Origin of the sequence: Acinetobacter calcoaceticus (genome assembly GCF_051947995.1) — a bacterium.
Classification (GTDB): domain Bacteria; phylum Pseudomonadota; class Gammaproteobacteria; order Pseudomonadales; family Moraxellaceae; genus Acinetobacter.
Window position 1 is genome coordinate 124,266 of the sequence record NZ_JBLVVH010000003.1, and the last position, 13,484, is coordinate 137,749.

Sequence of the window (13,484 nt, forward strand, 5' to 3'; positions counted from 1 at the left end):
TTTGTTAAATACCTTCACTCAGCGTTTAAATACTTAAAATGATGACTTTGCTGATGTACATATCTAATCGGGTCGAATTTTATCAATTTAACAATACAACTAAGACAATCAGCTAATCGTTTATAGACAATTGTATATATAATAATTCAGAGTATATGCGTTGGATTTGGGTTGTGGTACAGCGCTAAAATATAAAAATAGAGGGAATAGCATGAAAACCTTGCAATTTATCGCAGATTGCCCAAAACATGGAGTGGTCGATCATCCACCGAATGAATGCTATATCACGCAAGAATACGTGGCGGCATTGTTGTATAAACAATTAGAACAATATGGCTTCGATGCACAGCATATTCGTCATGAACATGAAAAAATTGAAGTATGTATCGACAATCACCAATTGCCGCTTTCGATTTTATGTTCGCAACAGGATACCGAAGGGCATATTCTTTGTGAAATCTCAGCCAATCCACAGCAAGAACAAGCTTGGTTTGAGCGTATTGAGACCCAAAGTATTATTCGTCAATTAGCCCAAGCCGTGGAAAATAGCTTAAAAGCAGAACATAGCTTTTCCCAGTTTGTGTGGAAAAGCTAAGATAGTTTTACGAATACAATCTTAAATGAAGTGATTTAACATCATCGCCGTTTAGGTGTATGGTGTATATTGATTTAAACGCTTTATTTGAGAGTATAGGTGCATGATACAGGTCGATTTTTCTAAATTATCTCCGCAAGTGGTCTGGCAACATTTCGAGACCTTATGTACGATTCCTCGACCTTCCAAACATGAACAACAACTCAGACAACATCTAAAAGATTGGGCGAAACAGCGTAACCTCCAAACTTATGTCGATGATATTGGTAATCTGATTATTCGCAAAGCGGCAACTGCGGGTAAAGAACAGGTGGCTGGTGTGATTTTGCAAGGCCATTTAGATATGGTGACTCAGGCAAATCGCGGAACCCAACATGATTTCTTCAAAGATCCCATTCGACCTGTATTAAAAGATGGCTGGCTGATTGCTGAAAATACCACATTGGGTGCCGATAATGGCATTGGAGTTGCACTGGCGTTAGCAGTCCTGGAATCAAATGATATTGCGCATGGTCCGATTGAAGTCCTACTCACTATTGATGAAGAGGCGGGAATGAGCGGTGCCCGTTTACTTGAGACAGGCGTTTTAACTGGACAATGGTTATTTAATATCGATACAGAGGAATGGGGCGAACTCTATCTTGGCTGTGCTGGGAGTATTGACCTAGAAGTAGGACAGCCACTTGAATATGAAACAGCACCCGCTAATTTAATTTATGTAGATGTGCTGGTATCAGGATTAAAAGGTGGACACTCTGGTGTTGATATTCATCTGGGGCGTGGTAATGCTAATGTCATTCTAGCCCATTTCCTCAATGATTATTTGGCACAATCCAATGGTCGACTGGTTGAATTTGTCGGTGGAACAGCGCGTAATGCTATCCCGCGTGAAGCAGTGGCGACGATTGCAATTGAAACTGAACAACTGGCTGACTTAGAACAAGCGATTGCATTAACACAAGCTGAATGGCAACAAAAATTACAGGGTATTGATGATCAGCTACAGCTCAGCGTACAGCAAAATGCCAACCAGATAAATGAAGTGATTGCGCTGCATCAACAACAAGCTTGGTTGCAGGCATTGGCAACATGTCCTTATGGTATTGCACAGTGGAGTAGTGCTTTACCCGATGTGGTTGAAACCTCGAATAATATTGGTGTGGTCAAACTGACTAAAGACGAAGCAAAAAGCTTGATTATGGTTCGTTCGATGGTAAATCAGCAGGCATTAGTCTTTGCACAGAATATTCAACAACACTTTGCCAATTTCCAGATACAATCTGAATTAACGCCATTAGTCTCAGGTTGGACACCGAATCCAGAATCGGCTGCATTGAAATGCCTACAACAGGCTTATCAGAGCGCATTTGAAATTGAACCGAACTTGAAAGTGATTCATGCGGGCTTGGAGTGCGGCATTATTGCGGAACATTATCCTAATTTACAAATGGTGTCTTTTGGCCCGGATATTCAAGGGGCGCATGCGCCTGGTGAACGGGTTAAAGTAGATACGGTAGAGAAATGCTGGAAGTTGTTGGTGACGGCTTTAGAGAGTGTAGCTTAATTTAATGTTGTAATCAGATCAGACCAATGATCCTGTCTTGGTCTGATCAATCAATGATAAATATTGTGTTGGTACATGTATTGTTAGCCAAACACCATTTTCTGCCTGATGAAACTCAAAGCCATCTTTATACATTTGTAGTGTGTTAATTAAGAATAGCACAGGCTTACCATAGCGTTCGCCTACATTCAAAGCCGTTTCTTTATTTTCACTTAGATGCACATAATGGCGCTGTCCAGCGATTAGGCCTTGCGTCTGAATTGAATCTATAAATCGACTCGCTGTGCCATGATATAAATATTGTGGTGGCTCAAGCGCAATCATTTGCCGTTGTACCGTATTTGTTGAGTGGCCTTGCACAGCTCTGATCATCAAACCATCTTCTGAGATTTGGAAGCGTTTTTTATCATTTTGTTCTACGATGACTTAGAGTAATGCTTCATCTAGAGGAACATTGTGTTGTTGTGCAGCTTCAATGAGCTCAGCAATTTTTGCCCAACCTTCTTGATCAAGTTGAAGTCCAATTTGTTCAGGCTTATGTCGTAATATCAGGCTTAAAAATTTGCTTATTTGAGTATGTTCTTTCATATTTAATATTCACTATTCTACGTTTACTTTGACCTGAAACAGGTTTTGATCGAGTTCGATAAATTCAATTCCACAATCAATAAATTTTTCAATCATCGCTGATTGTGTACGGGTATGTTCGCTAATACATTGTGCGGTAAATTCACCCCCTTGTCCCAATGCTAAAGGTAGTAACAATTGATCTGCTAAATATTCATCCACCGCCGCTTGAGAAGCGATATATTGCTTCACCTTTTCCGCCAAATGATTGGCAATCTGTTCTGCACTTTTGCGCATTTCACCTAAAGCAGTAAATAGCTGGATGTGATGCTGATGTTCAACTTTGACATAAACCGTATTACCTTGGCTAATGCCGTTTAAATAAAATTGCTGTTGCGTATCCAGTTTTAGTCTTTTATTTAACGTTGCCAGTTCCCGTTGTGCAATTTGCGCCTCTTCGGAAAGGTTGAGTACTGCCGCAAAAGCTTTTGTTGTTTGCAAAGCACCACGATCTAATAAATTTAACTTGTTTCGATGTTGCCAAGGCTGAATCTTGATTTGAATTTCACCAGCACCAATCGGGAAGAAGCCTGCTTTATTTAACTTAAACTCGACCGCTATTCCAAGTTTTTCTAATGCAGGCAAAAAGCACTGCTCGATAAAATCTGCCGTTGGCGCAAGCGGGTTGTGAGTGCCACCAGAAATAGTCAATTCACTGGCTTCATTTTGTAATAACAAAGCCGGTAAGAGGGTTTGTAAAACCAGTGTCGTACTTCCTGCCGAACCAATCTGAAATTGGTATTTTCCACTTTGTACATGCTGTGGTGCGAAGTACAAACGCTGGCTATGGAGTTCAGCACCTTCCACATAGGCTTGGCTGATGTGTTGAGATGCCTGTACACAGACCAGATGCTGACGCATTAAGCCTGGTTTTTTACGCCCAGCACGAATGTTGATTAATTCAAATGCCTGACCCGTAATCATCGAAAGAGCAAGGGCAGTTCTTAAAATCTGTCCTCCACCTTCACCTTGTGAACCATCAATCTGGATGGCTGCTGGCATATTCGCCAAAGCTTTATTCACTTCTATTTTCCTTATTTTGTAATTTAATGAACATACTGTCAGTACATGGTAATGCGAAGTAACGTGTGAATTTGCTTTCGGCAAAGCTTTGCTAGGTACATGGTGCTGAGCCTAATCAGTGAAGATTGATACACGGCTCACATGCTGTCATAGCCGCCTGAATTATTTTCAATCCCTCAGATCGGAGTAACGCAGGATCTTGTACTCGCCCAGTATGCCCAAACTGTGATTGTGAACTAGATTCACAAAATTTGTTATTTACTCAACTAAATCAATCTGCCAATTGGCTGCCTGTATCTTGATATTTAAATCACGTAGTTTCGCGCTGATATCATCGGCTTGTTTTTGCAAGCTGGAAACAGGGATAACTTTCTTCCATTTAATCTCACGTGAGCTATAACGATCAGGCTCACGATGCGTATTGGCAATCGCATCAACGAGAATCTTATGCTGTTCAGCATAACTATCACGCAAGCTTAATAGGGACAGCAATATTTTTCCATCCTCCAACTTGGCTTGCGCATTGGTCAAATGAATACGACAAATCAACTGATTACTTTCTTGGGTTAAAGCAAATACCTGTTTGATCAGTTCATTTGGATTTTCGCTCGGTTCATCACCATCTTGTACCAAGACATTGGCGTTGATCCGCTGTTTTAATGAAGCGAGCTTTTTTTGTTGATCGCTTCGAAGTAACAATGCTTCTGCGAGTTTCATTTTATTTACCTTCTATTCAATATGTACAATAACTAAGCTTGAAACATCTTCCAATTGCATACTAAATTTTGCGAATTCGGTAATATCTTCTAAAGTTTCATTTTCATGCCAAGTTGTCATGAAGCAATGATTGACTGGTGGTTGATAGTTATAAAAACCTAGATAGGTTTCATCTAGGATATCATCCCAAATAGAGCATTCATGTCCTATCACCATTGCTTGAATGCATCGTTTTGAATAGACAATCTGATCGCAAATCCAATTACGCCATTCAGGTAGGATTTGTTCAGCATTCACAACCAAGATGATGAAATAGGATTGCTCAGGGAGCACGATATGCTCTTCTGCATTTGCCCTGATTCTATAGCTTCGAATATCTAAACAATCCTTTTTCATGATTAACCCTTAACACAAACCACTTGTCTTAATGTATACACCACTTCAACCAAATCCTGTTGTGCTTTCATCACATCTTCAATTGGTTTATACGCCGATGGAATCTCATCAATCACGGCTGCATCTTTGCGACATTCAACACCTTCAGTCTGCGCAATCTGATCTTCTACGGTAAAGCGTCGTTTTGCTTCAGCACGGCTCATCACACGACCTGCACCATGCGAACATGAACAGAACGATTCCTGATTTCCAAGCCCACGAACAATAAAAGACTTGGCTCCCATTGACCCTGGAATAATTCCATATTCTCCCAAACGTGCCCGTACAGCGCCTTTACGGGTAACCATCACTTCTTCGCCGTAATGCTGTTCCTTTTCCACGTAATTATGGTGGCAATTCACGGCTTCCAAGCGTGCTTGGAACGGTTTTGAGATAATCGTCGCTAAAGCTTTAATCGCAGACTGCATCATGATTTCACGGTTTTTCATGGCAAAGCGTTGTGCCCAACCGACAGCAAACCAATAATCATCAAAATGCTCAGTACCTTCGACTAAATATGCCAAATCTTTGTTGGGTAAGTTAATAAAATGCTTTTGCATATCTTTACGCGCCAGCTCAATAAAATGATTACCGATGGCATTACCAACACCGCGAGAACCTGAGTGCAACATAATCCAGACATGGTCATGTTCATCTAAACAGACTTCAACAAAGTGATTTCCTGTTCCTAACGTTCCCAACTGCTTACGGTTATTGGTATTTTTTAGGCGAGGATGCTTTGCACAGATCAATTCAAAGTCTGCCACTAAATCAGCCCAGGCCTGATCTACCATTTCAGGCGGAGTTTCCCAAGAACCTTTATCTCGTCCACGTTTGGTCATTCCGTGCGGAATCAAACGTTCCAGTTCAGTCCGTAATGCATGTAAATTATCGGGTAAATCTGACGCGGTTAAGCTGGTACGCGTCGCCATCATCCCACAGCCAATATCAACACCGACTGCAGCTGGGATAATCGCACCTTTAGTTGGAATCACGCTTCCGATGGTTGCGCCTAAACCAAAATGAACGTCAGGCATTACGGCCATCCATTTATAAATAAACGGCATTTGTGCGGTTTGTAGTAATTGTTGTTTGGAGTTGTCATCAACAAGCACACCATTGGTCCACATTTTTACCGGCATACTCGTTTCATTTTTTAAAACTTGATAAGCACGTTGTTGCTGTTCTTGTTCAAATTGAGCTTGTTGGTTGATTTGTTCAACGACAGACATTTTCATTTTCCTTTCAAAGCCTGCCTGCCAAGCGTTTGCAGGCAGGTGATATTCACAAGATCCCAATGATGTTGTGTGTCTATACTATTGCAGTGACTGTGCCAACTTTTTTAAATTTAATTTTTATAATTATTAACTTATTGATAAATAATTAAAATAAAATTTTTAAATATCTTTTAAGCTGTAATCAAGGCTTGGTTTTAGTAAATTTTTTATATTTATTAAGATATAAAAGTATCCTAAAAGATATATATGTTATTATGAGTTTTATCTAGTTCTTCACATACTGCAAACTTATTAAGTTTTTTCAATTTTAGTAAGCTGACCTGTATCATCTAAGCTAAATTGATCAAAATCATGAGCTAAGTAGAAGTTGCCTTGATAGAATTTTCTAACTTCTTCAGCAATTGCTTGTTGCCCGGCATCGTCCTGATGGCGTGGACTAAAGTGCGTCAAGATCAGATTACTTAGCCCTTGCTGTTGAGCAAATTCTGCAACTCTCTTTGCAGAACTATGCATGGGGCCTGAGCCCACTTTATCTAAAACAGCTTGGGTGTAGGTGCTTTCATGAATAAGGAGTTGGGCATCTTGGCAGGCTTTTTCCAATAGCTCAGGACGATCATTATCTCCACCCACGAGGGCATGTATGCGTTGCGTCTGGATTTGAGTGAAATCAGTTGCTTTCAACGTTTGTTGATTAAACTGAATATCTTGACCTTGTTGTAAGTCTCCCCAAGCTTTACCTTTGGGTACGCCGAGTTGAACTAAAGCCTGTGTATCTAGTTTCTTTTGGGTGTATTGCGCAATAATACTAAATGCAAAACTGGGTACGCGGTGATTCAGTGGATGAGCTTGAATCGAGAGTTCATCGGTTAACGGTAGAAGCTGAGTTGCTTCATTCACATCGATAAAGTTGAGTGGATAGGGCAAATGTAAATCCGTTAATTGTGCTGTAACCTCAATCCATTGTTGAATTTCTTTGGGCGCGATAATGGTTAAAGCTGCAGTGCGTGCATTCATACCTGCACTGGCCAATAAGCCAACCAATCCATAACAATGATCGCCGTGCACATGGGTAATACAGATGGCAATTAGGCTTTGCAATGAAAGTTTGGCCTGTTGAATACGATGCTGTGTACCTTCACCAGCATCAACCAGTATCCAGTCTTTATTCTTGCTGTTACGGATAGCTAGGCCAGAGACGTTGCGTGTGAGTGTGGGTACACCAGAAGAGGTGCCTAAAAAAGTAAAATGAAGCATATTGTTGGAATTTATCATTGAAATGCGTATTGTATATGATAGTCATATATAAAATATTATAGAAATTATGCTGAATGCAAAGAAAACTGTCGTGATTGGCTTTGTCGGCTCTACTTTAGATCAGGGAAAGCGTCCTGACCGCTGGCAACGCTGGCGTCCAACCTTGAGCCTTCTGATGCATGAAGATCTGATGGTGGATGAACTGGTACTGTTGCATGATCGGCAACACCATAATCTAGTTAAATTTATTGCTGAAGATGCCCAGCAGCTATCACCATCGACCACTGTCTCAGGCCAGCGTGTCAGTATTCGTGATCCTTGGGATTTTGCCGAGGTCTATGGTGCGCTGTATGACTTTGTGAAAAGTTATCCTTTTGATACGGAAAACAATAACTATCTTTTGCATATCACCACAGGTACTCATGTTGCGCAAATCTGTTGGTATCTATTGGTCGATGCCAATTACCTACCAGCCAAGTTAATTCAAAGTGCACCCAACCAACAAAAAACACCAGAAGGTGAATACCGCGTCATCGATCTGGACTTGTCACGTTATGATGTGCTCAAGCAACGTTTTGAAGATGAACAGCAACAAAACTGGCAACAGTTAAAAGCCAATATTTCAACTTATAACCACGAATTTAATCAATTGATCACCGAGGTTGAGTTGGTGGCGACACGTTCTAGTGCACCGATTTTGATTATGGGTGCCACAGGTGTAGGTAAATCGCATTTAGCCAAACAAATCTTTCAGTTAAAGAAAGACAAGTTTCATTTGAGTGGGCGTTTTATTGATGTGAACTGTGCGACGCTTCGTGGTGATAGTGCCATGTCGAGTTTGTTTGGGCATATCAAGGGGGCATTTACAGGTGCAGCGGCTTCACGAACAGGTTTATTAAAAAGTGCTGATCAGGGTATTTTATTTCTGGATGAAATTGGTGAGCTTGGGCTAGATGAGCAAGCGATGTTACTTAAAGCGCTTGAGGATAAATCCTTCTTTCCTGTGGGAAGTGATAAAGAGGTTCAGGCCGATTTTCAACTGATTGCAGGGACAAATAAAGACCTAAGAGCCGAAGTGCAAGCAGGTCGTTTCCGAGAAGATTTGTGGGCACGATTGAATACATGGACTTTCTTTTTACCGAATCTTAAAGATCGAATTGAAGATATTGCCCCGAATATTGAGTTTGAGTTGCAGCGTTTTGCAGCGAATCATCAACGACAATTACGTTTTCAACGTGATGCACTTGATGTGTATTTGAAATTTGCCAAGTCTAAAGAAGCATCTTGGCAGGGGAATTTCCGTGATTTAACCGCCAGCGTGACCCGATTAGCGACATTATCCAGTGGTGAGTTGATTCGTTCGGAAACGGTGGAAAAAGAGATTCAGCGTTTAAAGCAACTGTGGTCGATTCAAACCACAGAAAACCAATCTAAAGATATCGATATTCTCCTCAAATATTTAGATCAAACCCAGTTAAGCGAGATTGATGAATTTGATCAGATTCAGCTGCGTGGCGTGCTACAAGTCTGTGAACATGCCAAATCGATGGCAGATGCTGGACGCCAACTGTTTGCTGCTTCACGCCAGCAACGTAACACCACCAATGACAGCGACCGGGTCAAAAAGTATTTGGCTCGGTTTGGCTTGAGTTGGCGTAACTTTCAGTAATCATTCAGCTGGATGATTTTTCTTTATTTTGGATTGGTTGGCTAGAAACTCTAAGTTCCAAAGTTTTTCGGCATGTCGGCCAATCCACCAGAAAGATGCAGCGAGCAAGATAAAGAAAATAGCTTTGTGTATGCCATTCCAGAAGAACTCAAAATACTTGGTGTAGAGGTTAATAAATAGGAAAGTGATACCAAAACCGCGTGAGGTGGCATCATCGTGTTTTAAACCATAGACAATTGCGATGATGGCAATAAACGCGAATAGCACGCCCCAATGTAACAACTCATATTGCTTGACGCTATACCAACTCCCTAAGTCACCATAATTGCCAAAAATTGAGAGAATCCATAGGGCAATAAATAGATACAGCAGGCCCATGACATAGGTTGAATGGGCGAAGTCTCTAAAATATGCATAGCGTTTAAATAGCAGGCTTAAACCAATCAGGGCACCGCCAAAAAAGACAAAGCGTAACGGGAAGTTCATACCGAGGTAATAGACACCCCAACCTGACATATAGCCAGTTTCCGTCCCAAACCAAGAACCGAGTGCAAGCAGCGAGAATACCCAGATCAGTTTTGAGGGGAACCAGAACGCAAGTGCTGCATAAATAAGAGTGGAGAGCAGAAATAACAAAGAAAAATGACCGCTGCCTGTATCAATCGCTTGTCCGAAATAGGCGACGGAGGCTGCGGTAGACAGTACGCCTGCGAAAATAATCGCTTCATTGCTAAATTGATGCTGAGGTTTGGTTCTACGTCGACGATAGGCAAAGCCATAAAAGCCGGCCGCCACCACAGCAAAAATCAGACATGGGATAATCTTGGAATCGATAAAGATTTTTTCAATCAGCTCCATCAAGAACTGATCGGCAGTCATTGCAGCGATGGCAATCACGGTACAAATCATTGCAATCCAGAATGAGTATTTTGCCATTCGTTCCCAGTCAAATGGACGAATCGAAAAGCTATGCTTTAACTTATTGGCCACATCGGGCGTAATCGTGCCTTGTTGCTGCCATTGTTCAATGGTTTGCTTTAAAAAAAGTCCCTGTTTTTTATTGAATTTCATTATTAAAGAACCCCATGTCTGTACATCTCTACTGATATAACAGACATTGGATTCAAAACACGTATATTTTTCTTAGTAATTTGTTGTTAAGTCTACAGTTTTAAAAAACGGGCAATCACTTGACGCAATTGTTTAAGATAACCGGTAAAGAAATGGTTGGCGCCTGGCAAAATCGTGATCGGATGTTTTTGTGGTTTTGCCCACGCGATCATATCTGAGAGCAGGGTAATATCATCTTGCTCGCCATGAACAAACAGGATATCGCCGTCGATAGCCGGGGTCTTGTAATGACGTAAATCGACGACTGAACCCGTAGGTAAGCCACATAACACCAGTTGTTTGGGACGTAATTCTTCGCTGAGTTGGGCTTGGCATTTTGCCAATACATGAGAACCGAAGCTGAAACCACCCGCATAGAAGGTTAAACCTGCATGTTTTGCACGTGCATATTCAATTACAGTCATAATGTCATCCGTTTCGCCGTGTCCCTGATCATGGGTGCCTTCACTGCCAGCTAAACCACGGAAGCTAGGGCGATATACGACACAGCCCATTTCATTAAAAATCTGAGCCAGCAGTACAGGGACTTTATGATTTGGTGTTCCACCTTGCAAGGGATGTGGATGGCAGACCACAGCAAAACCTGTGACTTCACCTTGAGGTTGATCGACAAACATTTCAATTTGACCAACAGGACCCTGGATGAATAATTGCTCAGACATAAGATACGCAATGGATAATGGAAGAATCCACTATTTTACCGATAATGAAGAATGAAAACACGAATTGGCATTAAAAATTATCAACTGTTATAGTTTCATCAAGTTAAATTTATTTTTTGATTGATTATGCTTGCTTTAATTTCTCCAGCGAAAACACTTGATTACACAACGGCTTTACCTACAGATACATATACTCAGCCACGTTTATTAGAACAATCACAGCAGTTGATTGATGTATGTCGCAAGCTTTCTGCGAGTGAAATCGCATCGTTAATGACCGTGAGCGAGAAAATCGCCACCTTGAATGTAGAACGTTTCCGTGACTGGAATGCAAATTTTGATTTTTCCAATGCACGTCAAGCCTTGTTTGCATTTAAAGGCGATGTGTATACCGGTTTAGATGCTTATCACTTAAACGATCAGGATATTGATTTTGCACAGCAGCATTTGCGTATGTTGTCTGGCCTTTATGGGTTATTACGTCCATTGGATTTGATGATGCCGTACCGTTTGGAAATGGGAACTAAACTAAAAAATAGCCGTGGTCATAATCTATATGAATTCTGGGGCAGTATTATCACCGATCAAATTAACCGGGATTTAGCTGAAATTGATGCAAAAGTATTGGTAAATTTGGCCTCTGACGAATATTATAAATCTGTGAATGAAAAGAAAATTCAGGCAGAAATCATCAAGCCAGTATTCTTGGATCAGAAAAACGGAAAATACAAAGTCATTAGTTTCTATGCGAAAAAAGCGCGTGGGCTAATGGCGAGATACTTGATTGAAAATAAATTAAGCCAAGTAGAACAATTAAAAGCATTTGATAGTGAAGGGTATTACTTTGATGCTGAAAGTTCATCGGATAAAGAATTGGTCTTTAAACGAGATGAACAGCACGCAGCTTAGATTTGCCTCGGGCAGGGTGGGATGTTAACCAAACAACATTTATTAAAACACGCGATATCGTCTGATCAAGTCCGAATCAAAGGGCATCTGACAGAACCTCGGAGTTATGGGGTGTATGCATTGCCTTTAGATACGGATGGTACTCGACGGTTCCGGTTTGGTAATCATCCTGTCCGTCAACAGGAACTGAAACATGAGTTTGGTTCCTGTACTTTGTATCAGCTCTTTCTTGAGCGTAAAGATGCTGAATCATTGGCAAAGTGGCTGAATAAAGAAATCCAATGAGGCTTAGCAATGCAGCAGTATTTATCCACACTAGAAAAATCATGGTTTGAGCTGCATCGGCATTATCACTTTTCTGAACCGCAGAAAATTTTTAACAAGTTGATTGCTGCCTATAGTGAAAAGCAGCGGGCTTATCATACGCTTCAGCACTTGTATGAATGTCTGGTTTTACTTGATTCAATTCGACCTGACTTAAGTGATGCTTATTCAGTTGAGTTAGCACTCTGGTTTCATGATGCGATCTATGATCCGCAAGCAAAAGATAATGAGCTAAAAAGTGCGGAGCTGTTTGGACGATATATGGCTCAGGACCTATCTGTTGAGATTGTTGAAAAGATAAAGCGCTGGATTATTGCGACGCAAGAGCATGAAGCAACGGATGAGCTAGATTTACAATTTTTACTGGATATTGATTTAGCAATTTTAGCGGCAGGACCACAGCGTTTTGCGGAATATGAACAGCAGATCCAGCAGGAATATGCTTGGGTAGATCCAGATGTTTACTCCATTAAACGAAAAGAAGTTCTCGCACATTTTTATCAGACTGAACCGCTGTATCAAACGGAATATTTTCAACAGAATTTTGAGCAAAAAGCGAAGCAAAATTTAAATCGAATATTAAACATTTAGAATTGAGAGAATCATGGACCAGCTAATTCAAACATTGAAAGAGCTAGCGAAACAGCATCCGTTAGAAAAATATTTTATATGGGAGTTGCCAGAAAGTAATCCATTACCAGTCCCCGTGCATCTTGCCTCCATATTTGAGCAAAATATTTATTTAAAACATAATTTCAATTCTTTATTGAATTCAGACGATTTAGCTGGTCGGTACTGGTTGATTCAAGAGTGGGGAGGCATACGTTCTTTTAAGCAAAATCCTAAAAATGACCTGTTATTGCTTAAATTTGAAAGTGAACTTACAAAAGGTGCTTTAACAAGAACTACTTTTTCAGTGATCTCTTCTTTATCAAAAGTCGCATCCTTTATGGATCATCGGGCTTATGCAGTTTATGATTCCAGAGTCATTTATTCTTTAAACTGGTTGTTATTTAAATATTCCACATTAAAAGAATTTTATCCTCAGCCGATTGGAAGGAATGCTGATATAACTCAATATGAACTTAATACGATTTTTAATTTGTTTGATGGTCCTGTGAACTATAAAACTCACCGCATTGCTTATCATGATTATTGCCAATTAATGAAAAAATTATCGATGGAAGTGTATGCTAAGAGTGAGCCGTATTGGGCTGAAATGCTTTTGTTTATCCTTGCACCAAAATATATTGTGAATGATATAAAAAGTTCATTACAGATAGCATTAAAATGCTAGAAAGAAATGAGTTTTTTGGCGATTAAAAAAGGGAGCAAA

General features: G+C 40.5%; 14 protein-coding genes and 1 pseudogene. 7 read left to right on the forward strand and 8 right to left on the reverse strand.

Annotated features, from left to right (window positions below; translation table 11 throughout):
• Positions 1-211: 211 nt before the first annotated feature.
• Complete coding sequence (locus tag ACNQO6_RS06425; protein ID WP_005286345.1) at positions 212-595, forward strand: hypothetical protein; 384 nt, start codon at positions 212-214, stop codon at positions 593-595.
• 103 nt (positions 596-698) lie between these two features.
• Positions 699-2,159, forward strand: coding sequence for an aminoacyl-histidine dipeptidase (locus ACNQO6_RS06430; RefSeq protein WP_440208429.1), 1,461 nt, complete (start codon positions 699-701; stop codon positions 2,157-2,159).
• 18 nt (positions 2,160-2,177) lie between these two features.
• On the opposite strand, the pseudogene ACNQO6_RS06435 reads toward ACNQO6_RS06430, so the two are convergent.
• From ACNQO6_RS06435 to ACNQO6_RS06460, 6 genes and pseudogenes are all read right to left on the reverse strand, one after another.
• A pseudogene (locus tag ACNQO6_RS06435) lies at positions 2,178-2,747 on the reverse strand (RNA 2'-phosphotransferase).
• Positions 2,748-2,759: 12 nt separating this feature from the next.
• Positions 2,760-3,809: an RNA 3'-terminal phosphate cyclase gene (gene rtcA, locus ACNQO6_RS06440; protein ID WP_440208430.1), complete on the reverse strand. Its 1,050-nt coding sequence runs from the start codon at positions 3,807-3,809 to the stop codon at positions 2,760-2,762.
• A gap of 258 nt (positions 3,810-4,067) precedes the next feature.
• Entirely contained in the window at positions 4,068-4,526 is a 459-nt protein-coding gene (locus tag ACNQO6_RS06445) for a DIP1984 family protein (protein ID WP_343579032.1), read from the reverse strand.
• 12 nt (positions 4,527-4,538) lie between these two features.
• Positions 4,539-4,922, reverse strand: coding sequence for a DUF7684 family protein (locus ACNQO6_RS06450; protein ID WP_199948389.1), 384 nt, complete (start codon positions 4,920-4,922; stop codon positions 4,539-4,541).
• A gap of 2 nt (positions 4,923-4,924) precedes the next feature.
• Positions 4,925-6,193, reverse strand: a complete 1,269-nt coding sequence (locus tag ACNQO6_RS06455; RefSeq protein ID WP_440208431.1) for an RtcB family protein — start codon at positions 6,191-6,193, stop codon at positions 4,925-4,927.
• Between the two features lie 297 nt (positions 6,194-6,490).
• Positions 6,491-7,453, reverse strand: coding sequence for a ribonuclease Z (locus ACNQO6_RS06460; protein ID WP_440208432.1), 963 nt, complete (start codon positions 7,451-7,453; stop codon positions 6,491-6,493).
• 67 nt (positions 7,454-7,520) lie between these two features.
• Here ACNQO6_RS06460 and rtcR point away from each other — a divergent pair, with 67 nt between their 5' ends.
• Entirely contained in the window at positions 7,521-9,122 is a 1,602-nt protein-coding gene (rtcR, locus tag ACNQO6_RS06465) for an RNA repair transcriptional activator RtcR (protein ID WP_440208433.1), read from the forward strand.
• Here rtcR and ACNQO6_RS06470 read toward each other — a convergent pair whose 3' ends face one another.
• Both ACNQO6_RS06470 and ACNQO6_RS06475 read right to left on the reverse strand, forming a co-directional pair.
• Complete coding sequence (locus ACNQO6_RS06470; RefSeq protein ID WP_440208434.1) at positions 9,123-10,193, reverse strand: DUF2157 domain-containing protein; 1,071 nt, start codon at positions 10,191-10,193, stop codon at positions 9,123-9,125.
• Positions 10,194-10,285: 92 nt separating this feature from the next.
• Positions 10,286-10,915: an alpha/beta hydrolase gene (locus ACNQO6_RS06475; RefSeq protein WP_440208435.1), complete on the reverse strand. Its 630-nt coding sequence runs from the start codon at positions 10,913-10,915 to the stop codon at positions 10,286-10,288.
• Between the two features lie 126 nt (positions 10,916-11,041).
• Here ACNQO6_RS06475 and yaaA point away from each other — a divergent pair, with 126 nt between their 5' ends.
• From yaaA to ACNQO6_RS06495, 4 genes are read left to right on the forward strand one after another with little or no spacing between them, the layout of a single operon-like run.
• The gene (yaaA, locus tag ACNQO6_RS06480; RefSeq protein ID WP_440208436.1) at positions 11,042-11,824 is read left to right on the forward strand and encodes a peroxide stress protein YaaA; all 783 of its coding nucleotides are present in this window, start codon (positions 11,042-11,044) and stop codon (positions 11,822-11,824) included.
• Positions 11,825-11,845: 21 nt separating this feature from the next.
• The gene (locus tag ACNQO6_RS06485) at positions 11,846-12,109 is read left to right on the forward strand and encodes a hypothetical protein (RefSeq protein WP_440208437.1); all 264 of its coding nucleotides are present in this window, start codon (positions 11,846-11,848) and stop codon (positions 12,107-12,109) included.
• 9 nt (positions 12,110-12,118) lie between these two features.
• Positions 12,119-12,739 carry an HD domain-containing protein gene (locus ACNQO6_RS06490; RefSeq protein ID WP_440208438.1) on the forward strand — a complete coding sequence of 207 codons (621 nt, stop codon included), beginning with the start codon at positions 12,119-12,121 and terminating at the stop codon, positions 12,737-12,739.
• Positions 12,740-12,752: 13 nt separating this feature from the next.
• Positions 12,753-13,445: a hypothetical protein gene (locus ACNQO6_RS06495; protein WP_440208439.1), complete on the forward strand. Its 693-nt coding sequence runs from the start codon at positions 12,753-12,755 to the stop codon at positions 13,443-13,445.
• Positions 13,446-13,484: the final 39 nt, after the last annotated feature.

Bases quoted from the DNA above. Each gene is read 5' to 3' on its own strand.
- ACNQO6_RS06455 (WP_440208431.1), bottom strand. From the start codon at position 6,193: ATGTCTGTCGTTGAACAAATCAACCAACAAGCTCAATTTGAACAAGAA.
- ACNQO6_RS06490 (WP_440208438.1), top strand. From the start codon at position 12,119: ATGCAGCAGTATTTATCCACACTAGAAAAATCATGGTTTGAGCTGCAT.
- ACNQO6_RS06460 (WP_440208432.1), bottom strand. From the start codon at position 7,453: ATGCTTCATTTTACTTTTTTAGGCACCTCTTCTGGTGTACCCACACTC.
- ACNQO6_RS06485 (WP_440208437.1), top strand. From the start codon at position 11,846: ATGTTAACCAAACAACATTTATTAAAACACGCGATATCGTCTGATCAA.
- ACNQO6_RS06495 (WP_440208439.1), top strand. From the start codon at position 12,753: ATGGACCAGCTAATTCAAACATTGAAAGAGCTAGCGAAACAGCATCCG.
- ACNQO6_RS06450 (WP_199948389.1), bottom strand. From the start codon at position 4,922: ATGAAAAAGGATTGTTTAGATATTCGAAGCTATAGAATCAGGGCAAAT.
- ACNQO6_RS06470 (WP_440208434.1), bottom strand. From the start codon at position 10,193: ATGAAATTCAATAAAAAACAGGGACTTTTTTTAAAGCAAACCATTGAA.
- ACNQO6_RS06430 (WP_440208429.1), top strand. From the start codon at position 699: ATGATACAGGTCGATTTTTCTAAATTATCTCCGCAAGTGGTCTGGCAA.
- yaaA (WP_440208436.1), top strand. From the start codon at position 11,042: ATGCTTGCTTTAATTTCTCCAGCGAAAACACTTGATTACACAACGGCT.
- ACNQO6_RS06425 (WP_005286345.1), top strand. From the start codon at position 212: ATGAAAACCTTGCAATTTATCGCAGATTGCCCAAAACATGGAGTGGTC.
- rtcR (WP_440208433.1), top strand. From the start codon at position 7,521: ATGCTGAATGCAAAGAAAACTGTCGTGATTGGCTTTGTCGGCTCTACT.
- ACNQO6_RS06445 (WP_343579032.1), bottom strand. From the start codon at position 4,526: ATGAAACTCGCAGAAGCATTGTTACTTCGAAGCGATCAACAAAAAAAG.
- ACNQO6_RS06475 (WP_440208435.1), bottom strand. From the start codon at position 10,915: ATGTCTGAGCAATTATTCATCCAGGGTCCTGTTGGTCAAATTGAAATG.